A 23,853-nucleotide genomic window follows, 5' to 3' on the forward strand; every position below is an offset into this window, starting at 1 on the left:
CAAGTTCTAGTGCAAGTTCAACTGCAAGTTCAATCGCAGTGGACGTGGTCGTGATGGCCGCGGGCAAGGGCACCCGCATGAAGAGCCGCCTGCCCAAGGTCCTGCACCGCCTGGGCGGGAGAGCGCTGCTCCAACATGTGCTGGACACAGCCGCGGCGCTGCAGGCGCGGCGCGTTGTGGTGGTGACGGGCCACGGCGCCGAACAGGTGGAAGCGGGCGTCACCGCGCGCGATTCGGCGGCGGCGCTCCAATTCGTGCGTCAGGAGCCGCAGCTCGGCACGGGGCACGCCGTGCAGCAGGCTGCGCCGCGGCTGCCCGACGATGGCGTGGTGGTGGTGCTTTCGGGCGACGTGCCCTTGACCCAGGCCGACACCTTGCGCGCCCTGATTGCGGCAAGTGGTGGCGACAAGTTGGCGCTGTTGACCATCGCTTTCGACGACCCGACGGGGTACGGACGCATCGTGCGCGACGCGGGCGGCTCGGTTCAGGCCATCGTGGAGCAGAAGGACGCGAGCGAGGCGCAACGCGAGATCAAGGAAATTTACAGCGGCATCATGGCCGCGCCCGCCAAGCAATTGAAGGCTTGGCTGGCGAAGTTGGACAACCAGAACGCCCAGGGTGAGTACTACCTGACGGACGTGGTGAAGTTCGCCGTGGCGCAGGGCGTGGCGGTCATCGCCCACCGCATCAACGACGCCGCGCAGGTCGCGGGCGTCAACAGCCCTCTGCAACTGGCCGAGCTGGAGCGTGCCTACCAATGGCGCATCGCGCGCGGCCTGCTGGAGCAGGGCGTGCGCCTGGCCGATCCAGCAAGGCTGGACGTGCGAGGCGAGTTGCGGTGCGCGCAAGACGTGGAAATCGATGTGGGCTGCGTTTTCACGGGCAAGGTGGAGCTGGGCGAGGGCGTGCGCATCGGGCCGCACTGCGTGATCGGTAACGCGCGCATCGCGGCCGGCGCGGTCATTCACCCTTACACGCACATCGAGGGCGGCGCGTCCGAAGGGGAGCGGGTGGAGGTCGGCGCGGGCGCGTTGATCGGCCCTTACGCACGCCTGCGGCCCGGCGCCAAGCTGGGTGAAGAGGTGCACATCGGCAACTTCGTCGAGGTCAAGAACAGCACACTGGCGGCTGGCGCCAAGGCCAACCACCTGGCCTACCTCGGTGATTCGCAGGTGGGTGCGCGAGTCAACTACGGCGCGGGCAGCATCACGGCCAATTACGACGGTGCCAACAAGCACCGCACGGTGATCGAGGACGACGTGCACATCGGCAGCAACTGCGTGCTGATCGCGCCTGTCACGATTGGCGCGGGCGGCACCGTGGGTGGGGGCTCCACCATCACCAAGAACACGGCGCCCGGTGCCTTGACGGTCGCGCGGGCTCGCCAGGCCTCGGTGCCAGGTTGGACGCGGCCGAGCAAAAACTCCCAGAAGAAAACTTGATCGGCAGGTGGCGAGCGTGAAAGCGGACCGGGAAATCGAGCGTCTGCGCGCCGAGCTGGCGGCGGTGCGGGCGTCCCTGGGCGACTTCACCTATGTGGTGACGCACGATTTGCGCGCGCCTTTGCGGCACATCATTTCTTACGCTGGTCTGCTGCGCGAGGAGGCCAGCGGGGAACTGAACGGCGAGGCGACGCGCTTTCTGGACACCATCACCGAGGCGGCGCAGCAAATGGGCCGGCAGCTCGATGGCCTGCGCGAATGGGCGATGCTGGACCGGGCCGACTTGCATCCCGTGGCCGTGGACGCCAATGTGTTGCTCGCGGAACTGCAGGCCGCTGCCATGGCGCAGGAGCAGCGGGCTTGGGACGTCGCGGCCGCCGCGCAACCCTCCGGTGCCGCGTTGTCGCCGCTGCGCGCCGTGCAGTGGCGGGTGGACCCGGCCTTGCCGCCCTTGCGTGGCGACGCCGCCTTGCTGCGCCTTCTGTTCTCGCACCTGCTGGGCAACGCGCTCAAGTTCACTCGTCAGCGCAAGACCGCCCTCATCGTGATCGAGGGCGAAACCGGCGGCCCAGGGACTCCCGGCGAGGAATGGGCCACCCTCCATGTGCGCGACAACGGCGCGGGCTTTGACCCGGCGCAGGGCGGCAAACTGTTCAACGTCTTCCAGCGCTTGCACAGCACCCAGCAGTTCGAGGGCCTGGGCCTGGGGCTGGCGCTGGCGCGCAAGATTGCGCAGCGCCATGGCGGTTCGATCCGCATTGACGCCATGCCGGACGCGGGCTGCCATGTCAGCGTCACCTTGCCCATGCCGCCGCGGCAGGCGGAGTTGCTTTAGCGGCTTCTGTGGTCGCGGGGTGGCTCTGTCTGTTTGTCTGTGGGCGCTCCCGGACGCGCTGGGCCGGGGGACCACTCCTCATATGATTTGCTGCGCAAATCGAAATCGTCGGGTTCCCCCGGCCCAGCGCATCCTTGAGGTGGCAGGCAATCCAGGGAGCGGGGCGGTTCAGCGTCCGATGCAACTGCTCAGGGTCTGTTGGGTAAGGGAATTTGCGCACCGAATTTGCCGCGTTTGGTGCTGAAGTAGGTCTTCACGTTGCGCACATTGGCGTCGCTGGTGAAGAGGCGTTGGGTCAGTGCCAGGTAGTCTGGCATGTCGCGCGTCTGGACGACGAGCACGAAGTCCGGCCCTGGCGAGACGCGGTAGCACTGTTGCACGGCGTGGTCGTGCACCACGCGCTGCTCAAAAGCCGTCTGGGCTTCCTCGCCCTGGCGCTCCAGCGTGATTTCCACGATGGCTTGAAGGCCGTGGCCCACCAAGGGCGCGAGCCGGTCGGCGCTCAAGACGGCGATTTGCCGTTCGATCAGGCCCTCTTCCACCAGGCGCTTGACGCGGCGCAGGCAGGTGGGCGGCGAGATGTGGGCTCGCTCGGCCAGGGCTTGGTTGCTCAGGCTGCTGTCTTGTTGCAGGGCATCCAGCAGGAGCAGGTCGATGGCGTCCAGCTTGATCGAGTCCATAAATTCCATTTTTATTAACTGAATGAAATTATTTTAGTTATATTGGTTTTTATGGAATTTTCGGTCATATATCTGTGAATATCAACGAGATATTTCTTTCTGGCTTATCTACCATCGCGCCATTCCAACTCATCAGCGAGCAGATTCATGTGTGGCATCGTCGGCGCCGTTTCCCAACGCAACATCGTTCCCGTTCTGGTGCAGGGCTTGCAGCGCCTCGAGTACCGGGGGTATGACTCCTGCGGCGTGGCCGTGCACACGTCCGGCGGACCGCAGCGCGCGCGCAGCACGGCGCGGGTGGCGGAGTTGATGGAGCAGGTGCAGCGCGACGCTGTGCAGGGCTACACCGGCATCGCCCACACGCGCTGGGCCACGCATGGCGCGCCCGCCGTGCACAACGCGCACCCGCATTTCAGTCATGGGGCAGGGGCTGACGCCACCGCTCGGCCGGCGCGCGTGGCCCTGGTGCACAACGGCATCATCGAGAACTACGAGGAACTGCGCGCCGCGCTGCAAAAGCGCGGCTATGTGTTCGTGAGCCAGACCGACACCGAAGTCATCACGCACCTGATCGACTCTTTGTACGAAGGCGATCTGTTCGAGGCCGTGAAGGCCGCAACGAAACAGATGCACGGCGCCTACGCGATCGCGGTCTTTCACAAGGACGAGCCGCACCGAGTTGTGGGTGCGCGTGCCGGGTCGCCGCTCATCCTGGGCGTGGGCAAGAAGGAAAACGGAGATGGCGACGCCAATTACCTGGCCAGCGACGCCATGGCCCTGGCCGGTGTGACCGACCAGATCGTCTATCTGGAGGAAGGCGACGTCGTGGACATCCAGTTGGGCAAGCACTGGATCGTCGGCAAGGACCACAAACCGGCGCAACGCCCTGTGCGCACCGTGCAGGCCCACAGCGGCGCGGCCGAGCTGGGCCCCTACCGCCACTACATGCAGAAGGAAATCTTCGAGCAGCCGCGCGCCATCGCCGACACTTTGGAGGGTGTTGAAGGTGTCGTACCCGAGCTTTTCGGCGACGGCGCCTACAAAGTCTTCAAGGAAATCGACAAGGTGCTCATCCTCGCCTGCGGCACCAGTTATTACAGCGGTTGCGCGGCCAAGTACTGGCTGGAAAGCATCGCGAAGATCCCGACCCAGGTCGAGGTGGCCAGCGAATACCGCTACCGCGACTCCGTGCCCGACCCGCGCACCTTGGTGGTGACCATCAGCCAGAGCGGCGAGACCGCCGATACCTTGGCGGCGCTGCGCCACGCGCAAGGCCTGGGCATGACGCAGACCTTGACCATCTGCAACGTCGCCACCAGCGCCATGGTGCGTGAATGCAAGCTGTCGTACGTGACCCGAGCGGGCGTGGAGATCGGCGTGGCCAGCACCAAGGCTTTCACGACCCAATTGGCCGCCCTCTTCCTGCTGACTCTGGTGCTGGCCCAGATGCGCGGGCACCTCAGCGAGGTGGAGGAGGCGCAGCACCTCAAGGCCATGCGCCACCTGCCCGTGGCTCTGCAGGCCGTGCTGGCGCTGGAGCCCCAGGTGATGAGCTGGGCGGAAGACTTCGCGCGCATGCAGAACGCCCTCTTTCTGGGCCGCGGCCTCCACTACCCCATCGCGCTGGAAGGCGCGCTCAAGCTTAAGGAAATCAGTTACATCCACGCCGAGGCCTACCCAGCCGGTGAACTCAAGCACGGCCCGCTGGCTCTGGTGACTTCCGACATGCCGGTGGTCACCGTCGCGCCCCACGACGCCTTGCTGGAAAAACTCAAGAGCAATATGCAGGAAGTGCGTGCCCGCGGGGGGGTGCTCTACGTGCTCGCCGATGCCGACACCCGGATTGAGAGAGGGGAGGGCCTGCACGTCATCCGCATGCCCGAGCACTACGGCGCGCTCTCGCCGCTGCTGCATGTGGTGCCGCTGCAGCTTTTGGCCTATCACACCGCCTTGGCGCGTGGGACCGATGTCGACAAACCTCGAAATCTGGCCAAAAGTGTCACGGTCGAATGAATGATGGTGTTGGTGTTAGTGGGTGCTTGCGCTCAATTGCGCGTGGATCGATCGGCTGGAGTGATTCGGCAGCCTGGGGTTGAGATCGCCTGCTGAACATCGGGTCAGGGTAAACCCGCGACCAAACGCGGATTACGGCTGCTGATCTTGGTTGATTGCATTGAAAGGTCTGTTTTTTGCTTCCTTTTTGAGTCGTATAGGTTCATGCTTGCCAAAGAGCTTCCAAAAAACGAGAAAAGTTACAAATTCAGGGCTCAAGCTTTTGTGTTTGCTGCCGTAAACCGAAATACGCCAAAGGAAAATCTATTACTCTCGGGTGGCGGGTCGGGGGTGGGGGAATGAGTCATGGAACTGCCTAATATTGATCGAACGGTACTGGATCGACCGCCCCTGTGGCCTGCAGGTGTCGAGGTCATGGTCGCACCGCAAGCCAAGGTTGCACCGGTCGCACCCGTTAATCCGCCCGCGCCTGAAGCGTCGGTGTCGAGCCCAGGAGTGATCAACGCCATCAACCCGGCGTTGCAGGCCCAAGCCAGTGCGGGGGCCCAAACACAATCTGATCCGTCCCAAGGCAGTGGTTCGGACAACTCCGCGCGCGACTGGACCTTGCGCAAGGAAGAAGCCGCCAAGGTGCCGGAAAAAGAAGAACCGCCCAAGGAGCCGCTTTCGGAAATGCTGACGCGTCACATTGCCTCGGTTTGGAGTGCGAGTGCCCGCGTCGTGGAAATCTTCTTGCAGAACCAGCCGAACCAGAATCCGACAGTTCAGCAGCAGGCCCAGACCCCCGTGCAGGCAACCAACCGTCAGGTGGATCCATTGAATGCACCTGGCGATGTGGCCAAGGAAGTTCTGACGTACTCGCCCACCCAGATCAAGGAGCCTGGAAAAGTCGAGTGAGGCCGATGCGATCGCGTGCATGACCTAATATTCATGCATGCACACGTCAGCACTTGTTCTTTTTTCCGGTGGGCAGGATTCCACCACCTGCCTGGCCCATGCGCTCAGCCGCTACGAGCGCGTAGAAACCATCGCCTTTGACTATCGCCAGCGCCACGTGGTGGAGCTGGAAGCCCGCCTGCGCGTGCTGGAGGAGTTGCGCCGCGCCAACCCGCGTTGGGCGGACAAGCTGGGCCAAGACCATCTGTTGGACTTGGCCGTGCTTGGTGCGGTGAGTGAGACCTCGCTGACGCGTGAGACGGAATTCCAGATGCAGGCCAATGGCCTGCCCAACACCTTTGTTCCAGGGCGCAATCTGCTCTTTCTGACGCTGGCGGCAGCGGTGGCCTACCGGCGTGATTTGCAGATCCTGGTGACGGGCGTCTGTGAGACTGATTTTTCCGGCTATCCCGATTGCCGCGACGACACCATGAAAGCCATGCAACTGGCACTGTCTTTGGGCATGGACAAGCGTTTGTTGATCGAAACACCGCTGATGTGGATCGACAAGGCCGACACTTGGCGCTTGGCCGAATCACTGGGCGGCAAGCGCTTGGTGGAACTGATCGTGGAGCACACCCACACCTGCTACTTGGGCGAGCGCGGCCATCGCCACGCCTGGGGTTACGGTTGCGGCCGCTGCCCCGCCTGCGAACTGCGGGCGCGGGGCTGGGAACGGTACCAAGCGCCTGTGTCGGCCTCGGCTTAGGCGTTGGATATGCCGCTGTCCACGTGTCCCGCTGGCACATGTGCCGCTGCGGAATTCACGTGGCCGACCTGATCATCGAAGAAGAAATCAGGTTCGAACTCGCGCAGGAATTCCCCTTTCTCCAATCCACCCAGGAACATCGCTTCGTCCACCTCAATGTTCCAGTTCATCAGCGTGCGGATAGCCCGTTCGTGCGCGGGCGCGCTGCGCGCTGTGACCAGTGCGGTACGGATGCGCATGCTGGGCGTGCCTTCCTGCTGAAGCCGGTGCAGGGCAGCGAGCAGGGGTTTGAAGGGGCCAGCGGAGAGTGGCGTGAGCGCCTTGTCTTGTTCGTGTTGCTGGAAGGCCGTCAGCCCGGAGGACTGGTACACCCGCTCCGCTTCGTCGTCGAACAACACGGCGTCGCCGTCAAAGGCGATGCGCACTTCAGTCGGGTGTCTATCCGCCGCCCGTGCGGAATGGGTCGCGACGGTGGCCGCCGCGAAGCCCTCGTTCAAGGCGGCGCGTACATCTTGCGGATTGGCCGATAGAAAGAGATTTGCGCGCAGCGGTTTGAGGTAGCGCCAAGGCGATTGACCGCGCGTGAAGCTGCCCCGCACGATGGGCAGTCCGTAATGTTGCGCGGAACGAAAGACCCGCATGCCCGAAACCGGGTCATTGCGAGACAAGATGGCCACTTCCACACGTTGCGCTTGCGCATCGTTGAAGGCCAGCAGCTTGCGCACCATCGAGAACGCGACGCCGGGCTTGGCTGGGACATCGAGCTTCTCGAGCTGCAATTTCATGTAGGCCCGGTCGTCGCTCTGCTCGAAGAGGGTGTTCTCTTCCTCGAAGTCAAAGAGTGCGCGCGAGGAGATCGCGACGACGAGTTTGCCGCTCAGGGTGTTGGCCATTCGGTGATTCTATGCAGTCACGCTCGAATGACCGGAGGGCGATCTGCGCACTCCTTTGGGCAGAGTGCCTGAGCGACGACGGCAGTTTGAAGCAGACGAGCCGCCGATCAGCCAAATTTTTCAAGCAGCCGGGTGACCCGCTCGATCTCTTTCTTCACGCGCGTGTCGCTTTGCTTCGCACCCATGGCTTCTTGAACATGGCAGGCAATGAGGCGGTAGAAGGCCTTGTCCATCGCCTTGCGCACGGCGGACATCTGTAGCGCCAACTCATCGTTGCTGCGCTCGGTTTGGATCATCTCGATCACGCCACGAACCTGGCCTTCGATGCGGCGCAGCCGATTGATCACATCCTTCTGGTGCTCTGCATGCGTTTGCACTGCGCCGCCGCGGGCAGAGCTGGTTTTCTTGGCTGGATTGGCGGTTCTGGACATGGTGGCAAATGAAACCGGCTCAGTCGAATGACGCCGAGCCGCGCTGGTTCAAGGGGTCGCGCGCCATGAGGCCGAAACGCCAAACACTGGCGTGGCGCCGGGTGACAAGCGACAACCGCGGCAGTGTGCCGGATGCGGGTGCCTAGCACCACGGCTGGCATCGGGCGATTTGTATGGGTTTGTAGCTTTGTATCGGAGGGCCAGTCTGATCGCTCGCCTTCGTGTCGACAATGTGAGAGGTCGATACGGGTGGATACAAAAGCGATTCGTGCGCGAAATCACCCTGCCGCTGTTCAGCGTCGCTGGGGCGCCTGATTCAGCCCTTATGCCGTAAGGGGTACCGGCTTGAGCTTGAGTTTCTGAGCCTGTCGCGCCAGGTGCTCATTGAGCGTTGCAACACCTTGGGCACGGGCGCGTTCGGCGCATGCCAAGTGCAGGGCTTCCGAGGCACTCAGTTGGCTGGCGGGATCTTGAGCCAGCTGTGAGGCGCGGTGGTAGTCCAGTGCGTCCACGGGCAAGAGACGCAGGTCGTTGCCAATCAACCGTTGAAAACTCTCCCAGACGCCACGCGCCTTATCGGTATTCAACTGCTGGCCGCGCTGTTTCCAGCCCAGCACTTGGCTGAACTCGGTCATGGTCCAGACGCTGGAGACCAACTCGTCCTCGCTGGCGGTGTACCAACTGGCGGCGGCCGAGCTATTGGGCTCCTGCATCAGGAGGGCGGCAATCACGGTGGTGTCGACGTAGATCATCGGTCCGGGGAAACGACAGGAGTGAGGGCCCCGCGGCGGAGCTCAAAGGCCGCCGCGCAGGGACTCGAGAGCGGCCCGGCTGGCCGGCAAGGCCGCGCGCGAAGCATCGAGTTCCGCTGCGAAAGCGGCGCGATCCCAGCCAGCAGGCTTCAGCGTGAGTGAGCCGTCCTTGCCGATCTCGGCTTGGAGCTTGGCGCCGTCTTGCAAGCTATGGCGGCGCACAAATTCCTCGGGCAGGCGCAGGTTCAGGCCATGGTCCGATTTCGTGGCTTGAAGGTTCATGATCGGCGCGACGATGTTGGGCTGAGAGGATGGAGGCTGGCGCCCCCGACAGGAATCGAACCTGTATCTAGCGCTTAGGAGGCGCTCGTTCTATCCATTGAACTACGGCGGCGGGGAAGGGCATTCTAAATGCCCTTCCCCGCCGCCGAGTGGCCGCCTGTAGGCTCCCCCATCCCCGGCCCTTCCCCCTCCCGAGGGTGAAGGGAGCAACGGGCACGGTGCTCGTTATTTGGTCAGAAGCCGCATCGCCTCTTCCAGTCCACGCAGTGTCAGCGGGTACATGCGCTGGTTCATCAACTGCTGCACGATCGAGATGCTCTGTCGGTATTGCCAGGCGCCCTGCGGCTCCGGGTTGATCCAGGCGAACTTGGGAAACGCATGGGTCAGGCGTTGCAGCCACTCTGCTCCCGCTTCTTCGTTGTGGTACTCGACGCTGCCACCGGGCTGGATGATTTCATAGGGGCTCATGGTCGCGTCGCCGACGAAGATGAGTTTGTAGTCCTTGTTGTACTTGCGGATGATGTCCCAGGTCGCGAACTTCTCGCTGAAGCGGCGGCGGTTGTTCTTCCACATGAAGTCATAGACACAGTTGTGGAAGTAGTAGAACTCCAAGTGCTTGAACTCGGCCTTGGCTGCGCTGAAAAGTTCCTCCACGCGCTGGATGTGCTCGTCCATGGTGCCGCCGACGTCCATGAGCAGCAGCACCTTGACGTTGTTGTGGCGTTCGGGCACCAGCTTGATGTCGAGGTAGCCAGCATTGGCTGCCGTGGCGCGGATGGTGTCGTCCAGCGCCAGCTCCAGCTCGTTGCCTTCGCGCGCGAAGCGACGCAGCCGTCGCAAGGCCACCTTGATGTTGCGCGTGCCGAGTTCCTGGCCGTCGTCGTAGTCCTGGTAGGCGCGCTGATCCCAGACTTTCACCGCGCTTTTGTTGCGGCCCTTCTCCTGGCCGATCCGGATGCCTTGGGGGTTGTAGCCGTTGGCGCCGAACGGAGACGTGCCGCCGGTGCCGATCCACTTGTTGCCGCCTTCGTGACGCTCTTTCTGTTCCTCGAAACGCTTCTTGAGCGTTTCCATCAACTCGTCCCACCCCAGCTTCTCGATCGCGGCTTTCTCTTCGGGGCTGAGGTGGAGTTCCAGGTTCTTGCGCAGCCATTCCAGTGGAATCTCCTGCGTGAAGTCGGCCCGCAGCTCCACACCCTTGAAGTAGGCTGAAAAGGCGCGGTCGAATTTGTCGAAATGCTTCTCGTCCTTCACCAGCGTGGCGCGGCTCAGGTAATAGAAGTCATCGACCTTGTAGCCTCCCGCTTCGCCGTCTCCCGATGCCGGACCGACCACGCCTTCTTTCAACGCTTCCAGCAGCGTCAGGTACTCCTTGACCGACACCGGCAGCTTGGCGGCGCGCAGGGTGTAGAAGAAGTCAATGAGCATGGTCTTGCTCCCCGTGTGTGGTGGGAGAGGGGCGCCTCAGAGTCTCGGCTTGCTCAACTGGTAGTCCAGATGGGCTTTCACCGAGGGCCACTCGCTGGCGATGATGCTGTAAACGCAGGTGTCGCGCAACGTGCCTTTGGCGTCCGGATGCGGGTTGATTTGGTGGCTGCGCAGCACGCCGTCCAGCTTGGCGCCCAGGCGTTCGATGGCGGCGCGGCTGGCCTGGTTGAACCAGTGGGTGCGGAACTCCACGGCAATGCAATTCAGCGTTTCGAAGGCGTGGCCCAGCAGCAGGCGCTTGCTTTCGGTGTTGATGGGGCTGCGCTGCACAGCGCGGCGGTACCAAGTGCTGCCGATCTCGACGCGCCGGTTCGTGGCGTCGATGTGCATGTAAGTGGTCATGCCGACCGCGCGGTTGGCCAAGTCACCCGCCCAAGCCGCGTCGGGCAGCACCACGGCGAAGGGCATCATGCTGCCTTGGGCCTGCAGGCCGAGCCGGCGGTCAATCTCCGCCTTCATGCCCTCGGGCGTGGGCACGCTGGTGTACCAGAGCTTCCAAAGATCCCCGTCCTGCACGGCTTCCACCAGATCGTCGTGGTGGCGCTGCGCCAGGGGCTCGAGACGCACGTGCAGGCCGCGGAAGGTGACGGGTTCAACAAACGCCATGGTGCTCGCTGCTCCTGAAGATGAAAGTGAAGATGGGTGTTGGGTGGTTAGCGCGTGGCGATGAAGCGGCGCGCCACGGTTTTGCCGAGGCCGCAGCCCAGCGCAATCAGCACCAGTCCTCCGATTTCGCGCCAACCCCAGGCGTTGGGCGTGGCGAAAAAGTCCAGGCCGAGCAGCAGGCCCAGGCCCCAACCTGCCAGCGCCCCGATGACGAATCCGGTGGCATCGGCCAGCCCTTCCTTGAATGCCTGGCGAAATTGGGGGTTCATGGGTTTTCTTGCTTGAGGGTGAGTTCGTGATGTGCGTCGCGGGACCCGGCTGTGGGGCGCGCGAATGGGGATTTGGCTTGACCGCAGTGTGGCGATTGCGAGGCTCAGCGGTTGTGGCGCTGCATGAAGACGAGTTTCTCGAAGAGGCTCACGTCCTGCTCGTTCTTGAGCAGGGCGCCAGCCAGCGGCGGCACGATGACCTTGTCGTCTTGGCTGTGCAGGGCATCGACGGGGATGTCCTCAGCCAGCAGCAGCTTGAGCCAGTCAAGCAACTCGGAGGTCGAGGGCTTTTTCTTGAGGCCTGGCAGGTTGCGCAGATCAAAGAAAGTCTTGAGCGCGGCATTCAGCAGGTCCTGCTTGAGATGAGGGAAGTGCACGGCCACGATCTGCTTCATCGTGTCCGCGTCGGGGAACTTGATGTAGTGGAAGAAGCAGCGGCGCAGGAAGGCGTCGGGCAGTTCCTTCTCGTTGTTGCTGGTGATGAAGACCAGGGGGCGGTGCTTGGCCTTGACGAGTTCGCGCGTCTCGTAGCAGTAGAACTCCATGCGGTCGAGTTCGCGCAGCAGGTCGTTGGGGAACTCGATGTCGGCCTTGTCGATCTCGTCGATCAACAGTGCCACGGGCTGATCGGCCGTGAAGGCCTGCCAGAGCACGCCTTTGACGATGTAGTTGTGAATGTCCTTGACCTTCTCGTCCCCAAGCTGGCTGTCGCGCAGGCGGCTCACCGCGTCGTACTCATACAGGCCCTGCTGGGCCTTGGTCGTGCTCTTGATGTGCCATTCCAAGAGGGGCATGCCCAGGGCCTTGGCAGCCTCCTCGGCCAGCAGGGTCTTGCCGGTGCCGGGCTCGCCTTTGACCAACAGGGGGCGTTTCAGGGTGATGGCGGCGTTGACGGCGAGCATCAAGTCCGGCGTGGCGACGTAGTTCTTGGAGCCTTGGAATTTCATGGGCGGATCATGGGTGCAAGGGACAAGCCGGCAAATCGTGACAGCGCTCAAGCTGTTGGGGTCGCGGTGGGAACGCGGGCGCGGAGCCCGCAGATATAATCGCCGCCGAACGATTCAACCACAGGCTGATTGTCCTCGCAAAATGAAGAACCTCAAGAATTTGGCGCTGGCGCTTTCTTCCCTGCTTGTCGCGGGCGTGACGGCTTTTTCCGCTGCCTCCGCTTCGGCCCAGGGGGTCAAGGGGGACGCCAAGGCAGGCGAGCAAAAGAACGCCATGTGCATTGGCTGCCACGGTATTCCGGGCTACAAGGCCACGTTCCCCGAGGTGTACCAGGTACCGATGATTTCGGGTCAAAACGCCGCCTACATCACGGCCGCGCTGAATGCCTACCAAAAGGGTGATCGCCGCCATCCATCGATGCGTGGCATTGCTCAGAGCCTCACTGAGCAAGACATCGCTGATTTGTCGGCTTACTACTCCACGCACGGCCAGAACCTGACGGTGGCTGCCAAGGCTGCGCCGGCTTCCTCGGCCAAAGTCGCCGAGTTGCTGACCAAGGGCGCCTGCATTTCCTGCCATGGTGAAGGTTTCGCCAAGCCGATCGACGGCAGTTACCCGAAGGTGGCTGGCCAGCCGGCGGACTACCTGTTTGTGGCGCTCAAGTCCTACAAGACTGAGCCGCATGCGACCTGGGGCCGCGTCAATGGCGTGATGGGTGGCATCGCCAAGCAATTCAGCAACGCCGAGTTGAAGGAGCTGGCCAATTACATCAGCAGCCTTCCTGGGGACCTGAAGACCGTGCCCGAAAGCCGCTTCCGCTGACTTGTTTCCTGTCCCCCTGAAAAAAGCCGCTCACTGAGCGGCTTTTTTGTTCCACCAAATTTCAGACCGGGGGGCCACGGCCCGGTGGCCTGCGGTGGCCGACTTTTCAGTCCCGCGTCGCCTTGCGCTGCACACAAGCGATGTAGGCCTCGCCATCGGGCGCTCGCCCCGCGCGCTGACTCTCCCACAGCATGCTGCCCAGGCAGTCCATGGTGTCGTGGTGGGCGGCATGCAGATCGCCGCGCCGCGCGGCCAGCAGCTCCACGGCTTGTCGGATGCCGCGGGGCTGGTCGATGCTGCTCTGCTCGCTGATGGACAGGTGCATGGAGAGGTGCAGGAAGGGGTTCATGGACGCCCCGTGCGTGCCGTCGGGTTGCGCCGCGTAACCCCCTTCATACACTTTGGCAACGGCGGCGTCCGCGTCGCTCAGGTCCGCGTGGTACTCGGGGTGTTCCTCGATCCACTGGCTGGCGAGCTGTTCGATGGCTTCCATCGGCTGGCCGGCACGGGATTTGGCGTACACGGCGCAGAAGAAACGCCGTACATCGGCATGGGAGGGCTGGAACATGGGTGGATTATCCCGTCTGGCCCAGGCGCAGCCGTTCACTGAGAGTTTGTGCCGCGCGCAGCAAGGGGGGTAGCAGGGTCTCCTGCGCGACCTTGGCACTGGTGCGGTTCACTTGACCGCTCAGGTTGAGGGCCGCGATGGTTCGGCCCGCGCGGTCGCGGATGGGCGCCGCCAGCGACAGCAGTCCCTCTTCCAACTCTTGATTGACCAAGCTCCAGCCTTGCTTGCGTACCTGCTGGATCTTGATGAGCAGGGTTTGCGGGTCCGTGGTGGTGTGACGGGTCAGGGGGCGGGGAGGATGGGCTTCAAGGCAGCGCAGCACCGTCTCATCGTCCAGCCCCGCGAGCAACACCCGGCCAAGGGACGTGCAATAGGCGGGCAGCCGCGAACCGATGCCCAGGGTGTTGCGCATGATTTTGTGGGTAGGCACGCGCAGCACGTAGACGATGTCAGAACCGTCCAGCACGGCAGCGGAGCAGGACTCCTTCGCCTCTTCAACCAGCGCCTCCATGACCGGTTCGGCCAAGCTCCAGATGGGCATCGAGGACAGATAAGCAAAACCAAGGTCAAGGATGCGCGCTGTCAAGCGAAACAGCTTGCCGTCACTGTCCACGTAACCCAGAGTCTGCAGGGTCAGCAGGATGCGGCGCGCGCCGGCGCGTGTGAGGCCTGTGCGCGCGGCGACCTCGCTCAGCGTCTGTTGCGGCGCCTGCGCGCTGAAGGAGCGAATCACCTCCAGCCCACGCGCGAAGGACTGCACATAACTGTCGCCGGGGCGCTGGGTTTCGGCGGGTGTCACGGGCTGGACAGGAGGCATGAGGGTGAGGGGCGTGTGGTGATCTAGAATTCATTATACGAACAAGTGTTCTATATACGAACAAATTCAGCATTCGGAAATCGGGATGGATCTATCAGGCCAGGAGCAATTGCATGATCGACAAGATCGTTGATTCGGTGGCGCAAGCGCTCGCCGATGTGAAGGACGGGTCCACCGTGCTGATCGGCGGTTTCGGCACCTCGGGCATTCCCATCGAATTGATCGACGGCCTGATCGCGCAGGGCGCGAAGGACCTGACGGTCGTCAACAACAACGCGGGCAATGGCGACACCGGTCTGGCTGCCTTGCTCAAGACGGGGCGTGTGCGCAAGATCATCTGCAGCTTTCCACGTCAGGTGGACAGCTGGGTGTTTGATGAGCTGTACCGCAGCGGCAACCTGGAGTTGGAGTTGGTGCCGCAGGGCAATCTGGCCGAACGCATGCGCGCGGCGGGCGCGGGCATTGGGGCCTTTTTCTGCCCCACCAGCTATGGAACCGAAATCGCCAAAAATCCAGACGGATCCAGGAAGGAAACCCGCGAGATCAACGGCAGGCAGTATGTGTTGGAGTACCCCATCCACGGTGATGTGGCGCTGATCAAGGCGGAGGCCGGCGACCGTTGGGGCAATCTGACTTACCGCATGGCCGCCCGCAACTTTGGTCCCGTGATGGCCATGGCGGCCAAACAGACCATCGCGACCGTGCACGAGATCAAGGCGCTGGGCGAGCTGGACCCGGAAGCCATCGTCACGCCCGGCATCTTCGTGAGCAAGGTCGTGAAGATCGCGCGCGTGGCGACCCAGGCCGGCGGCTTCAAGAAGGCAGCCTGATCAGAGGAAGACGATCATGAGCTATCAAAAACGTAGCAAAGACGAGCTGGCGAAGCGGGTTGCCCTGGACATCCCCGACGGCGCGGTGGTCAATCTGGGTATCGGCCAGCCCACGCTGGTGGCCAACCACATCCCCCCTGGGCTGGAGATCATCTTGCAGAGCGAGAACGGCATCCTCGGCATGGGGCCCGCGCCAGCTCCGGGGCAAGGGGACTACGACCTCATCAACGCGGGCAAGCAGCCGGTGACTTTGTTGCCTGGGGGCGCCTTTTTCCATCATGCAGACAGCTTCGCGATGATGCGCGGTGGGCATCTGGACATCTGCGTGCTCGGTGCCTTTCAGGTCAGCGCATCGGGTGATCTCGCCAACTGGAGCACCGGCGAACCTGGCGCCATCCCCGCCGTGGGCGGCGCCATGGACCTGGCCATCGGCGCCAAACAGACTTGGGTGATGATGGATTTGCTCACCAAGCAGGGCGAGAGCAAGCTTGTGCGTGCATGCACGTACCCGCTGACCGGCCTGCGCTGCGTCAAGCGCGTCTACACCGATGTGGGGACCTTCGCCTGCACGCCCGAGGGCCTGCGGCTCGTCGACAAGGTGGAGGGCCTGAGCCACGCCGAACTGGAAAAGATGGTGGGTCTGCCCATCGCGACAGCCTGAAACGTCGAGTGCAGATCCCACGACAGAACAACGAGGAGACTCCATGAGCCGCCAAGCCTTCATCTGCGATGCCATTCGCACGCCTTTCGGCCGCTACGGCGGCGCCCTGTCATCCGTGCGCACCGACGACCTCGGTGCGGTGCCCCTCAAGGCACTGATGGCGCGCAACCCTCGCGTGGACTGGGCCGCGGTGAGCGACGTGCTTTATGGCTGCGCCAACCAAGCCGGCGAGGACAACCGCAACGTGGCGCGCATGGCCCTGCTGCTGGCCGGGCTGCCGATTGAAGTGCCGGGCGCGACGATCAACCGCCTCTGCGGCTCGGGCTTGGACGCCGTGGGCAGCGCGGCGCGCGCCATCAAGAGCGGGGAAGCCAATCTGATGATCGCGGGTGGCGTCGAGAGCATGAGCCGCGCGCCCTTCGTGATGCCCAAGGCTGAATCAGCCTTCAGCCGCGCCAACGCCGTCTACGACACCACCATTGGCTGGCGCTTCGTGAACAAGTTGATGAAAGAACAGTATGGCGTGGACGCCATGCCCGAGACGGCGGAAAACGTGGCGGTGGATTTCAAGATCGAGCGCGAAGCGCAGGACCGAATGGCGCTGGCTTCGCAGCTCAAAGTCGTGGCCGCGCAAAAGGCGGGCCACCTCGCGGCTGAGATCACGCCGGTGACGATCCCGCAGAAGAAGGGCGAGCCCCTCGTGGTGGCGCATGACGAGCATCCCCGCGAGACCAGTCTCGAGGCCTTGGGCAAACTCAAGGGTGTGGTGAGGCCCGAGGGCACGGTCACGGCGGGCAATGCCAGTGGCGTCAACGACGGTGCCTGCGCCCTGCTGCTGGCCGACGAAAAAACCGCCGTTCACCACGGATTGACGCCGCGCGCCCGCGTGGTCGGCATGGCGACGGCCGGTGTGGCGCCGCGCATCATGGGCATCGGCCCGGCACCGGCCACGCAAAAGGTGCTCGAACAGACCGGCCTGACGTTGGAGCAAATGGACGTGATCGAACTCAACGAAGCGTTCGCCGCACAGGGCCTGGCCGTGTTGCGTCTGCTGGGTGTGAAGGACGACGACGCGCGAGTCAACGCTTGGGGCGGGGCGATTGCGTTGGGCCATCCGCTGGGTGCCAGCGGCGCACGCCTCGCCACCACCGCCGTCAACCAGCTGCACCGCCGTGGGGGACGTTATGCCTTGTGCACCATGTGCATCGGCGTAGGGCAAGGCATCGCGGTCGTGCTCGAAAAGGTCTGATATTTCTACAAGGAGACAAGCCCATGAGCCGTACTTTCACAGGAATCCAGCGCCTTCGTGCCTTGGCCAAGATGACCCTGGCAGCAACCAGTGCATGGGCCTTGCTTGTCTTTGGCGCGACAGCCCAGGCCCAGCCGTATCCCAGCCGGGCCATCACCATCGTCGTGCCGTTCGCAGCGGGCGGAGCGACCGACATCCTGGCGCGTGTGGTGGGCCAGCACCTGGGCGAAGAGCTGAAACAGCCCATGCTTGTGGACAACAAACCAGGCGCGGGCGGCAACATCGGTGGTGCCTTTCTGGTCAAGTCGGCTCCTGACGGCTACACGCTGTACATGGGCGCGGTGGGCACGCAGACCATCAACCCCTTCCTTTACAAGAAGATGAGTTTCGATCCGATCAAGGACATGGCGGCCATCTCGCGTGTAGCCAACGTGCCCAATCTTTTGGTCGCGCATCCCGACAAGCCCTACAAAACCGTGCCCGAACTGATTGCTTATGCGCAGGCCCATCCGGGCAAGGTGAACTTCGGATCCTCGGGCAGCGGTACCTCGGTGCATCTGTCGGGTGAACTTTTCAAGTCTCTTGCCCGGGTGGACATGATCCACGTGCCTTACAAGGGCAGTGGACCCGCCATGGCTGACCTGCTGGCCGGTCAGATCGACATCATGTTCGACAACATGCCATCCGCCTTGCCTCACGTGAAGGCGGGCAAGCTGGTGCCCTTGGCGGTGACGACGCCAAAGCGCGCTCCCGAGTTGCCGGACACTCCGGCGATCGGCGAGTTTGTCAAAGGCTACGAGGCGACCTCTTGGTTTGGTCTGTTCGCTCCAGCGCAGACGCCCGCCAACGTGATCGCCGCGGTGCACACAGCTTTGGGCAGAGTCATGGGCAAGGCCGAGGTGAAGGCCAAGCTCGCCGACCTCGGTGCTGAGCCGGTCTACGAAACGCCGCGGCAGTTTGACGCGTTCATCGCCGCTGAGGCGATCAAGTGGCGCAAGGTGGTTCAGGAGTCAGGCGCAAGCGTGGATTGAAACCCGCTCCGCGCTCCACCTTGCACGAATGGGCGCAAGTTCGGCCATGTGCCGGGCTGCGTCATGTTCGAGTGGCAGATCCCCTAACTGGAAAAGGGTGGTGCGGTATTTGTATTGCGCAAAATTTAATTTTGAGCAATAATTCAGCCCATGCCGCCCTCCAAGCTCACTTCAGATGCCGCACTTCAGCTGGACCGCCAGTTATGCTTTGCGCTGTACTCGGCCTCCCATGCCATGTCCAAGGCCTACAAGCCGCACTTGGATCTGTTGGGCCTGACTTATCCCCAATATGTGGCCATGCTGGTGCTGTGGGAGCGTGACGGTCTGACCGTTTCCGAGATGGGCGAGCGGCTCTACCTCGACTCCGGCACGCTCACGCCCCTGCTCAAGAGGCTGGAGGCGGCAGGGTACATCAGCCGCTTGCGCGACGCAGCGGATGAGCGGCGCGTGCTGATCCAGTTGACCGCTGCCGGCCGCCGACTCAAGGCCCAGGCCGAACCTATTCCCGCTTGCATGTTCGAAACCATGCAGTGTTCCTTGAGCGAGATCGCATCTCTGACCCAGCAGGTGCAGCAATTGCGCGATCGCCTGCAGGCTGCCCAGGCGCGAGCCTGAGTTTTTTCACCACCACCAACCAGGAGCTCACCATGCCCAACGTTCTCGAAAAAGTCGTCTACACCGCCAAGGCCCACACCACCGGTGGCCGTGAAGGCCGTTCCACCAGCGACGACGGCCTGCTGGACGTCAAACTGTCCCCGCCGAAGGCCATGGGCGGTGCCGGGGGCGCCACCAATCCCGAGCAGCTCTTTGCCGCCGGGTACTCGGCCTGCTTCATGGGCGCCATCAAGCACGTCGCCAGCATGAAGAAGATTGCCGTGCCGGCCGATGCCTCGATCGACGCCGAAGTGGACATCGGCCCGATTCCCCAGGGTTTTGGCATTGCTGCCCGCCTGGCAGTGAGCTTGCCGGGCCTGGACCGCGCCGTGGCGCAGGATCTGGTGAACACCGCGCACCAAGTCTGCCCGTACTCCAACGCCACGCGCGGCAACATCGTCGTGGACCTGCGCCTGGTCTGAGGACGCGCCGCGCGGTGACGCGCGGCGGGGGGTAATTTCGAGCACTCGCTACTCTGCTTCAAGGTACTGATCCATGGCACATCCCATCGATTCCAAGTCGCTCGATCAACTGTTCCTCGCCGCGCGCACCGCCAACGGATTCCTCGATCGACCGGTTGCTCCGCAACTGCTCCAGCAGGTCTATGAGTTGGCCCGGATGGCGCCGACGGCCATGAATTCCCAGCCCACGCGCTACGTGTTCCTCACGACGTCGGAGGCCAAGTCCCGCCTGTTGCCCCTGATGGCCGCGGGCAATGTGGACAAGACGCGCAGCGCCCCCGTCACCGTGCTGGTGGCCACTGACAGCAAGTTCTATGAACACATGCCTCAGATCTGGCACGGCGCAGGCGCAAAAGAGATGCTCGAAGGCAATCCCGCCCTGGCAGGCAAAATGGCCGGCCTCAATGGCGCGCTGGGTGGGGCCTACTTCATCCTTGCCGCGCGGGCCCTGGGCCTGGACTGTGGCCCCATGGCCGGTTTCGACGCCGCCAAGGTCAACGCCGAGTTCTTCCCCGATGGTCGCTACAGCGTCAATTTCGTGCTGAACCTGGGCTACGCCGACCACAGCAAAGAGTTCGCACGCAATGGGCGTCTGAGTTTCGAACAGGCCTGCACCGTGCTTTGAGCACTGCGCACGTCGCCGACGTCGCTAGCTGCGGCGCGATGTTCGTTTCCGAACCGGCATCTCTCCGTGTGGGCGAGCAGCCTGGGCATTGATGCAGAATCGACGCTGCATGCTCACGCTGATCTACGCCCATCCCTATCCCCTGCATTCACGCGTCAACCGGGCCTTGCGGCAAGCGGTGGATGATTTGCAGGGCGTTCGCACGCGCGACCTCTACACCCTCTACCCCGATTTCCACATCGACGCGGCGGCGGAGCAGGCGGCGCTGGCCGAGAGCCAAATCATCGTGCTGCAGCACCCCATGCGCTGGTACCACACCCCCGCGTTGCTGAGCCTGTGGTTCGAGAAGGTGCTGGCCTACGGCTGGGCTTACGGGCATGACGCCGCTGGCCAGCGCGTGCAAGCGCTGCAAGGCAAGCGACTGCTTTGGACCGTCACCACCGGTGGTGCGCAAGCCGCCTACGGTCGGGATGGCTACAACCAGCACACCGTGCATGAGATGGGCGCACCAATTCGTCAGACCGCCCTCTATTGCGGCATGGAATGGCTGGAGCCGCACATCGTGTATGGCACCGGTCAACTGGACACCGTGACGTTGGCCGAAGCGGCCAGAAGTTACCGCAATCGATTGGTCGAATTGCTTGGGGGCGAGGCATGAGTGCCGCCCTTGCGGTGCAAGACGCAGCGCACGCCGCCGCTGCCGCCACCGGGGGGCATGGCCCCAATCTGGTACCCGTGGTCACGCTCCTGGCGGCGGCGGTCATCGCGGTGCCTTTGTTCAAGCGCCTGGGCCTGGGCGCCGTGCTGGGCTATCTGGCCGCCGGGCTGTTAATCGGCCCTTCGGTGCTCGGGTTGATTCATGATCCGGCCACCATCCTGCAAACTGCGGAGCTGGGCGTGGTGATGTTCTTGTTCATCGTCGGCCTGGAGATGCGGCCCGCGCACCTGTGGCAGATGCGGCGGCAGATATTCGGACTGGGTGTGCTGCAGGTGGGCCTCGCGATGGTGCTGCTGACGCCCGCGGGTGTTGCGCTTGGATTGGATTGGGCGCAGGCCTGGGTGGCGGGCACCGGCTTTGTACTGACGTCCACGGCCATCGTGATGCAGATGCTGGTCGAGCGCAAGCAACTGGCCAGCCCGGCGGGGCAAAAGGTGGTTTCCATCCTGCTGCTGGAAGACCTGCTGATCGTGCCCTTGCTGGCCATCGTGACCTTCATCGCTCCAGGTGGGCACGATGGCGGGCACGTGGCGTTGGGCTGGCAGGCGAGGGTGCTGAACATCGGCCTGGCCCTGGGCGCATTTTTGGTGCTGCTGGCCGTGGGGCGCTGGTTGCTGAACCCGCTCTTCGTGTTGCTGAGCGCCGCACGCTCCCGTGAAGTCATGACGGCGGCGGCCCTGCTCGTAGTGCTCGGCGCGGCCTTGTGGATGGACCTGGGCGGGCTCTCGACCGCCATGGGCGCGTTCATCGCTGGGGTGATGCTGGCCGAGTCCTCTTTTCGCCACCAACTCGAAGCCGACGTGGAACCGTTCAAGGGCCTGCTGCTGGGGCTCTTCTTCCTCGCCGTGGGCATGTCGATGGACCTGACTGTCATCGCAGCGCAATGGCGACTGGTGTTAGCCAGCGTGGTCGCTTACATGCTGCTCAAGTCGGCGGCCATTTATGCGGTCGCGCGGCTGGTGAAGAGCAGCCACGAGATGGCCCTGGAACGCATGGTGCTGATGGCTCAGGGCGGGGAATTCGCCTTCGTGCTGTACGCCGCCGCGACTTCGGTGGGCTTGATGGAGGCGGAGGTCAATTCCGTTTACACGGCAGTCATCATTCTGTCGATGGTGCTCTCGCCGCTGATGTTGATCGCGCATGGCCGTTGGGTCTCGCGGTGCGCGCGGCGGCGCATCAACGAGTCGGAACGGGATTACGACACCGAGATGGATCACAGCCCGGTGATCATCGCGGGCTTCGGCCGTTTCGGTCAGATGGTGGGCCGCTTGCTGCTGGCCAATGGTGTCGTCAGCACCATCATGGACAGCGACGCGCAGCACATCGAAAGCATGCGGCAATTCGGCTTCCACGTCTATTACGGCGATGCGACACGGCTTGATTTGCTGCAGGCGGCGGGCGCGGCGCAGGCCAAGGTGTTGGTGGTGGCCGTGGACGACAAAGAGGCCGCCATGACCATCGTTGAACGTGCTCGCCAGGCCTACCCCCATCTGCAGGTGCTCGCGCGCGCCTACGACGTCTCGCATTACTACGAGTTGCGCAAGATCGGAGCCCACGTGGCTCAGCGAGAGGTCTACGAAAGCTCGCTGCGTCTTGGTCGGCATGTGTTGGAGGTGTTGGGCGTGGGTGCCTATGAGGCCAAGGAAATGGCCGATGGCTTCCGACTGGCCAATGAGCGGCAAGTGGATGCCTTCGCCCGCATGCGCGAAAAAGCCGAATTCAAGGACTACATCCAGGCCGTGCGCACCAGCCGCGAGGAGCTTGAGCGCCAATTGCGGGAGGAAACCGCGCATCGGGGCAAGGAAGGCCACGATTGGGAGGCGAGTGAGCGGCGCGCCCGCGACGAGCGGCCCTGAAGGCGGCGGCTGTGGTGGGATGGGCGCGCTGCGCTAACATCACTGCGGACCGCCAGGCCCTTGCCATCGGCGGCCATCAACAGCAGGGAGCGCCCGATGCCGATTGTTGTGATTGCCAATCCCAAGGGCGGCGTGGGCAAGTCCACGCTGTCCACCCAGGTCGCGGGGTATTACGCCAGCCGGGGTCATGCCGTCATGCTGGGTGACGCGGACCGTCAGCAGTCTTCACGCCTGTGGCTGAGTCTGCGGCCCGCAACGGTGCCGCCCATCGTCGGTTGGGACATGGTGGATGCGGCTCAGGGCGGGGCCAAGGTGGCCAAGCTGCCCAAGGGCGTCACCCATGTCGTCCTTGACACGCCCGCCGGATTCACCGGCGCGCGCCTCAAGGACGCGCTGGCGCACGCCAGCAAACTCATCGTGCCCCTGCAGGCCAGTGTGTTCGACATCTTCGCGACCCGCGCCTTCCTCGACGAAGTCAAGGCGTTGGCGCCCCGGAACCTGCGGATGGGCGTTGTTGGCATGCGCGTGCATGGACGCACATTGGCCGCCGAACATTTGCGTGAGTTCGTCGAGGGCCTGGGCCTGCCCTTGCTGGCGAGCCTGCGCGAGACACAGAACTACGTGCATCTCGCCGCCCAGGGCTTGACGCTCTTTGATGTCACGCCGGGTCGGGTGGAGAAAGACCTGGCCCAGTGGGCCGAGCTGTGTCGCTGGCTTGACGCCTGAGCCCGGGTTCTCTCGTTACAGTGGACCCTCCCCTGGAGGGGCTGAATCAAGAGGAGACCCGGGCCCATCATGAGTACACCCGTCAGAACATTCCGCACCCTGGCCGAACTGGCCGCCTGCGTTGGTCAGGAAGTGGCCGTCAGCGACTGGCTCACCGTCACGCAGGAACAGATTCGGCTGTTTGCCCAGGCCACGGGGGACCACCAGTGGATTCACGTGGACGAGGAACGCGCCAAGGCCGGGCCTTTCGGCGTACCGATCGCCCATGGTTTTTTGACTTTGTCCTTGTTGCCGCGCTTTTTCGAGATGGCTTTTGAGATCGCCGAGTCCGGCATGGGCGTCAACTATGGGCTCAACAAAGTCCGTTTCACCGCCCCAGTGCCAGTGAACAGCCGCTTGCGCGCACGCATGACGTTGTTACGCGCCGAATCGATCGAGCATGGTGGCCTGCAGCTGGCCTGGAACGTCACGGTGGAGCGAGAGGGCGCGGACAAGCCGGTCTGCGTGGCCGAAGCCCTGGTGCGCCGCTACCCCTGAACCCGGCTACTCCA

General features: G+C 63.4%; 28 protein-coding genes and 1 tRNA gene. 17 read left to right on the forward strand and 12 right to left on the reverse strand.

Going from position 1 to position 23,853, the window contains the following annotated elements:
- Window positions 1-53: 53 nt before the first annotated feature.
- Together glmU and ACLBKS_RS11030 are read left to right on the forward strand one after the other, a co-directional pair.
- Entirely contained in the window at window positions 54-1,442 is a 1,389-nt protein-coding gene (gene glmU / locus ACLBKS_RS11025; protein ID WP_410193042.1) for a bifunctional UDP-N-acetylglucosamine diphosphorylase/glucosamine-1-phosphate N-acetyltransferase GlmU, read from the forward strand.
- A gap of 16 nt (window positions 1,443-1,458) precedes the next feature.
- Window positions 1,459-2,277 (forward strand): sensor histidine kinase, encoded by an 819-nt coding sequence (locus tag ACLBKS_RS11030; protein ID WP_410192852.1) that lies wholly within the window; start codon window positions 1,459-1,461, stop codon window positions 2,275-2,277.
- Between the two features lie 188 nt (window positions 2,278-2,465).
- Here the strand turns inward: ACLBKS_RS11030 and ACLBKS_RS11035 are convergent, their stop codons facing one another.
- A complete protein-coding gene (locus tag ACLBKS_RS11035; RefSeq protein ID WP_410192853.1) occupies window positions 2,466-2,957 on the reverse strand; it encodes an Lrp/AsnC family transcriptional regulator in 492 nt (163 codons plus the stop codon).
- A 147-nt stretch (window positions 2,958-3,104) separates the two neighbouring features.
- On the opposite strand from ACLBKS_RS11035, the gene glmS reads away from it, so the two are divergent.
- The 3 genes from glmS to queC all read left to right on the forward strand — a co-directional run bounded on the left by glmS (window position 3,105) and on the right by queC (window position 6,615).
- Complete coding sequence (glmS, locus tag ACLBKS_RS11040; protein ID WP_410192854.1) at window positions 3,105-4,970, forward strand: glutamine--fructose-6-phosphate transaminase (isomerizing); 1,866 nt, start codon at window positions 3,105-3,107, stop codon at window positions 4,968-4,970.
- 345 nt (window positions 4,971-5,315) lie between these two features.
- Window positions 5,316-5,867: a hypothetical protein gene (locus ACLBKS_RS11045; protein ID WP_410192855.1), complete on the forward strand. Its 552-nt coding sequence runs from the start codon at window positions 5,316-5,318 to the stop codon at window positions 5,865-5,867.
- Window positions 5,868-5,904: 37 nt separating this feature from the next.
- Window positions 5,905-6,615, forward strand: coding sequence for a 7-cyano-7-deazaguanine synthase QueC (gene queC, locus ACLBKS_RS11050; protein WP_410192856.1), 711 nt, complete (start codon window positions 5,905-5,907; stop codon window positions 6,613-6,615).
- Here the strand turns inward: queC and ACLBKS_RS11055 are convergent.
- The 9 genes from ACLBKS_RS11055 to ACLBKS_RS11095 form a co-directional block, all read right to left on the reverse strand.
- Window positions 6,612-7,508 (reverse strand): 5'-nucleotidase, encoded by an 897-nt coding sequence (locus ACLBKS_RS11055; RefSeq protein WP_410192857.1) that lies wholly within the window; start codon window positions 7,506-7,508, stop codon window positions 6,612-6,614. The two genes, queC and ACLBKS_RS11055, sit on opposite strands and share 4 nt — an antisense overlap.
- A 107-nt stretch (window positions 7,509-7,615) precedes the next feature.
- Complete coding sequence (locus tag ACLBKS_RS11060; protein WP_410192858.1) at window positions 7,616-7,939, reverse strand: metal-sensitive transcriptional regulator; 324 nt, start codon at window positions 7,937-7,939, stop codon at window positions 7,616-7,618.
- A 323-nt stretch (window positions 7,940-8,262) separates the two neighbouring features.
- On the reverse strand, window positions 8,263-8,691 hold the full coding sequence (locus ACLBKS_RS11065; RefSeq protein WP_410192859.1) for a type II toxin-antitoxin system VapC family toxin: 429 nt from the start codon (window positions 8,689-8,691) through the stop codon (window positions 8,263-8,265).
- A gap of 42 nt (window positions 8,692-8,733) precedes the next feature.
- Window positions 8,734-8,973, reverse strand: coding sequence for an AbrB/MazE/SpoVT family DNA-binding domain-containing protein (locus ACLBKS_RS11070; protein ID WP_410192860.1), 240 nt, complete (start codon window positions 8,971-8,973; stop codon window positions 8,734-8,736).
- A gap of 37 nt (window positions 8,974-9,010) precedes the next feature.
- A tRNA-Arg gene (locus ACLBKS_RS11075) sits at window positions 9,011-9,085 on the reverse strand.
- 113 nt (window positions 9,086-9,198) lie between these two features.
- Window positions 9,199-10,401: a vWA domain-containing protein gene (locus ACLBKS_RS11080; protein WP_410192861.1), complete on the reverse strand. Its 1,203-nt coding sequence runs from the start codon at window positions 10,399-10,401 to the stop codon at window positions 9,199-9,201.
- A gap of 36 nt (window positions 10,402-10,437) precedes the next feature.
- The gene (locus tag ACLBKS_RS11085; RefSeq protein ID WP_410192862.1) at window positions 10,438-11,067 is read right to left on the reverse strand and encodes a GNAT family N-acetyltransferase; all 630 of its coding nucleotides are present in this window, start codon (window positions 11,065-11,067) and stop codon (window positions 10,438-10,440) included.
- A 47-nt stretch (window positions 11,068-11,114) separates the two neighbouring features.
- Window positions 11,115-11,336, reverse strand: coding sequence for a hypothetical protein (locus ACLBKS_RS11090; protein ID WP_410192863.1), 222 nt, complete (start codon window positions 11,334-11,336; stop codon window positions 11,115-11,117).
- A 104-nt stretch (window positions 11,337-11,440) separates the two neighbouring features.
- Entirely contained in the window at window positions 11,441-12,283 is an 843-nt protein-coding gene (locus tag ACLBKS_RS11095) for an AAA family ATPase (protein WP_410192864.1), read from the reverse strand.
- 142 nt (window positions 12,284-12,425) lie between these two features.
- Here ACLBKS_RS11095 and ACLBKS_RS11100 point away from each other — a divergent pair, with 142 nt between their 5' ends.
- Window positions 12,426-13,106: a c-type cytochrome gene (locus ACLBKS_RS11100; RefSeq protein WP_410192865.1), complete on the forward strand. Its 681-nt coding sequence runs from the start codon at window positions 12,426-12,428 to the stop codon at window positions 13,104-13,106.
- 106 nt (window positions 13,107-13,212) lie between these two features.
- Here ACLBKS_RS11100 and ACLBKS_RS11105 read toward each other — a convergent pair whose 3' ends face one another.
- Together ACLBKS_RS11105 and ACLBKS_RS11110 are read right to left on the reverse strand one after the other, a co-directional pair.
- A complete protein-coding gene (locus ACLBKS_RS11105; protein ID WP_410192866.1) occupies window positions 13,213-13,674 on the reverse strand; it encodes a DUF1841 family protein in 462 nt (153 codons plus the stop codon).
- Window positions 13,675-13,681: 7 nt separating this feature from the next.
- On the reverse strand, window positions 13,682-14,491 hold the full coding sequence (locus tag ACLBKS_RS11110; protein WP_410192867.1) for an IclR family transcriptional regulator C-terminal domain-containing protein: 810 nt from the start codon (window positions 14,489-14,491) through the stop codon (window positions 13,682-13,684).
- A gap of 113 nt (window positions 14,492-14,604) precedes the next feature.
- Here ACLBKS_RS11110 and ACLBKS_RS11115 point away from each other — a divergent pair, with 113 nt between their 5' ends.
- The 11 genes from ACLBKS_RS11115 to ACLBKS_RS11165 all read left to right on the forward strand — a co-directional run bounded on the left by ACLBKS_RS11115 (window position 14,605) and on the right by ACLBKS_RS11165 (window position 23,839).
- Window positions 14,605-15,321 (forward strand): 3-oxoacid CoA-transferase subunit A, encoded by a 717-nt coding sequence (locus ACLBKS_RS11115; RefSeq protein WP_410192868.1) that lies wholly within the window; start codon window positions 14,605-14,607, stop codon window positions 15,319-15,321.
- Between the two features lie 16 nt (window positions 15,322-15,337).
- Complete coding sequence (locus ACLBKS_RS11120) at window positions 15,338-15,982, forward strand: 3-oxoacid CoA-transferase subunit B (protein ID WP_410192869.1); 645 nt, start codon at window positions 15,338-15,340, stop codon at window positions 15,980-15,982.
- A gap of 43 nt (window positions 15,983-16,025) precedes the next feature.
- On the forward strand, window positions 16,026-17,231 hold the full coding sequence (gene pcaF / locus ACLBKS_RS11125; RefSeq protein ID WP_410192870.1) for a 3-oxoadipyl-CoA thiolase: 1,206 nt from the start codon (window positions 16,026-16,028) through the stop codon (window positions 17,229-17,231).
- 23 nt (window positions 17,232-17,254) lie between these two features.
- Window positions 17,255-18,262, forward strand: coding sequence for a Bug family tripartite tricarboxylate transporter substrate binding protein (locus tag ACLBKS_RS11130; protein ID WP_410192871.1), 1,008 nt, complete (start codon window positions 17,255-17,257; stop codon window positions 18,260-18,262).
- A 150-nt stretch (window positions 18,263-18,412) separates the two neighbouring features.
- Window positions 18,413-18,877 carry a MarR family winged helix-turn-helix transcriptional regulator gene (locus ACLBKS_RS11135; protein WP_410192872.1) on the forward strand — a complete coding sequence of 155 codons (465 nt, stop codon included), beginning with the start codon at window positions 18,413-18,415 and terminating at the stop codon, window positions 18,875-18,877.
- A 32-nt stretch (window positions 18,878-18,909) separates the two neighbouring features.
- On the forward strand, window positions 18,910-19,338 hold the full coding sequence (locus ACLBKS_RS11140) for an organic hydroperoxide resistance protein (RefSeq protein WP_410192873.1): 429 nt from the start codon (window positions 18,910-18,912) through the stop codon (window positions 19,336-19,338).
- A gap of 73 nt (window positions 19,339-19,411) precedes the next feature.
- On the forward strand, window positions 19,412-20,002 hold the full coding sequence (locus tag ACLBKS_RS11145) for a malonic semialdehyde reductase (RefSeq protein WP_410192874.1): 591 nt from the start codon (window positions 19,412-19,414) through the stop codon (window positions 20,000-20,002).
- 109 nt (window positions 20,003-20,111) lie between these two features.
- Entirely contained in the window at window positions 20,112-20,660 is a 549-nt protein-coding gene (locus tag ACLBKS_RS11150) for an NAD(P)H-dependent oxidoreductase (RefSeq protein WP_410192875.1), read from the forward strand.
- Complete coding sequence (locus ACLBKS_RS11155; RefSeq protein WP_410192876.1) at window positions 20,657-22,576, forward strand: monovalent cation:proton antiporter-2 (CPA2) family protein; 1,920 nt, start codon at window positions 20,657-20,659, stop codon at window positions 22,574-22,576. Before ACLBKS_RS11150 ends, ACLBKS_RS11155 begins: the two co-directional genes overlap by 4 nt.
- Window positions 22,577-22,672: 96 nt before the next feature.
- Entirely contained in the window at window positions 22,673-23,302 is a 630-nt protein-coding gene (locus ACLBKS_RS11160) for an AAA family ATPase (RefSeq protein ID WP_410192877.1), read from the forward strand.
- Between the two features lie 69 nt (window positions 23,303-23,371).
- The gene (locus tag ACLBKS_RS11165) at window positions 23,372-23,839 is read left to right on the forward strand and encodes a MaoC family dehydratase (protein WP_410192878.1); all 468 of its coding nucleotides are present in this window, start codon (window positions 23,372-23,374) and stop codon (window positions 23,837-23,839) included.
- The last annotated feature ends 14 nt before the right edge of the window (window positions 23,840-23,853 follow it).

Source organism: Hylemonella sp. W303a (assembly GCF_046452315.1).
Taxonomy (GTDB): Bacteria; Pseudomonadota; Gammaproteobacteria; order Burkholderiales; family Burkholderiaceae_C; genus Hylemonella.

Excerpts from the sequence above, each read along its gene's own strand:
- glmU (WP_410193042.1), top strand. The coding sequence starts at position 54 with ATGGCCGCGGGCAAGGGCACCCGCATGAAGAGCCGCCTGCCCAAGGTC.
- ACLBKS_RS11035 (WP_410192853.1), bottom strand. The coding sequence starts at position 2,957 with ATGGACTCGATCAAGCTGGACGCCATCGACCTGCTCCTGCTGGATGCC.
- glmS (WP_410192854.1), top strand. The coding sequence starts at position 3,105 with ATGTGTGGCATCGTCGGCGCCGTTTCCCAACGCAACATCGTTCCCGTT.
- ACLBKS_RS11045 (WP_410192855.1), top strand. The coding sequence starts at position 5,316 with ATGGAACTGCCTAATATTGATCGAACGGTACTGGATCGACCGCCCCTG.
- queC (WP_410192856.1), top strand. The coding sequence starts at position 5,905 with ATGCACACGTCAGCACTTGTTCTTTTTTCCGGTGGGCAGGATTCCACC.
- ACLBKS_RS11055 (WP_410192857.1), bottom strand. The coding sequence starts at position 7,508 with ATGGCCAACACCCTGAGCGGCAAACTCGTCGTCGCGATCTCCTCGCGC.
- ACLBKS_RS11060 (WP_410192858.1), bottom strand. The coding sequence starts at position 7,939 with ATGTCCAGAACCGCCAATCCAGCCAAGAAAACCAGCTCTGCCCGCGGC.
- ACLBKS_RS11065 (WP_410192859.1), bottom strand. The coding sequence starts at position 8,691 with ATGATCTACGTCGACACCACCGTGATTGCCGCCCTCCTGATGCAGGAG.
- ACLBKS_RS11070 (WP_410192860.1), bottom strand. The coding sequence starts at position 8,973 with ATGAACCTTCAAGCCACGAAATCGGACCATGGCCTGAACCTGCGCCTG.
- ACLBKS_RS11080 (WP_410192861.1), bottom strand. The coding sequence starts at position 10,401 with ATGCTCATTGACTTCTTCTACACCCTGCGCGCCGCCAAGCTGCCGGTG.
- ACLBKS_RS11085 (WP_410192862.1), bottom strand. The coding sequence starts at position 11,067 with ATGGCGTTTGTTGAACCCGTCACCTTCCGCGGCCTGCACGTGCGTCTC.
- ACLBKS_RS11090 (WP_410192863.1), bottom strand. The coding sequence starts at position 11,336 with ATGAACCCCCAATTTCGCCAGGCATTCAAGGAAGGGCTGGCCGATGCC.
- ACLBKS_RS11095 (WP_410192864.1), bottom strand. The coding sequence starts at position 12,283 with ATGAAATTCCAAGGCTCCAAGAACTACGTCGCCACGCCGGACTTGATG.
- ACLBKS_RS11100 (WP_410192865.1), top strand. The coding sequence starts at position 12,426 with ATGAAGAACCTCAAGAATTTGGCGCTGGCGCTTTCTTCCCTGCTTGTC.
- ACLBKS_RS11105 (WP_410192866.1), bottom strand. The coding sequence starts at position 13,674 with ATGTTCCAGCCCTCCCATGCCGATGTACGGCGTTTCTTCTGCGCCGTG.
- ACLBKS_RS11110 (WP_410192867.1), bottom strand. The coding sequence starts at position 14,491 with ATGCCTCCTGTCCAGCCCGTGACACCCGCCGAAACCCAGCGCCCCGGC.
- ACLBKS_RS11115 (WP_410192868.1), top strand. The coding sequence starts at position 14,605 with ATGATCGACAAGATCGTTGATTCGGTGGCGCAAGCGCTCGCCGATGTG.
- ACLBKS_RS11120 (WP_410192869.1), top strand. The coding sequence starts at position 15,338 with ATGAGCTATCAAAAACGTAGCAAAGACGAGCTGGCGAAGCGGGTTGCC.
- pcaF (WP_410192870.1), top strand. The coding sequence starts at position 16,026 with ATGAGCCGCCAAGCCTTCATCTGCGATGCCATTCGCACGCCTTTCGGC.
- ACLBKS_RS11130 (WP_410192871.1), top strand. The coding sequence starts at position 17,255 with ATGAGCCGTACTTTCACAGGAATCCAGCGCCTTCGTGCCTTGGCCAAG.
- ACLBKS_RS11135 (WP_410192872.1), top strand. The coding sequence starts at position 18,413 with ATGCCGCCCTCCAAGCTCACTTCAGATGCCGCACTTCAGCTGGACCGC.
- ACLBKS_RS11140 (WP_410192873.1), top strand. The coding sequence starts at position 18,910 with ATGCCCAACGTTCTCGAAAAAGTCGTCTACACCGCCAAGGCCCACACC.
- ACLBKS_RS11145 (WP_410192874.1), top strand. The coding sequence starts at position 19,412 with ATGGCACATCCCATCGATTCCAAGTCGCTCGATCAACTGTTCCTCGCC.
- ACLBKS_RS11150 (WP_410192875.1), top strand. The coding sequence starts at position 20,112 with ATGCTCACGCTGATCTACGCCCATCCCTATCCCCTGCATTCACGCGTC.
- ACLBKS_RS11155 (WP_410192876.1), top strand. The coding sequence starts at position 20,657 with ATGAGTGCCGCCCTTGCGGTGCAAGACGCAGCGCACGCCGCCGCTGCC.
- ACLBKS_RS11160 (WP_410192877.1), top strand. The coding sequence starts at position 22,673 with ATGCCGATTGTTGTGATTGCCAATCCCAAGGGCGGCGTGGGCAAGTCC.
- ACLBKS_RS11165 (WP_410192878.1), top strand. The coding sequence starts at position 23,372 with ATGAGTACACCCGTCAGAACATTCCGCACCCTGGCCGAACTGGCCGCC.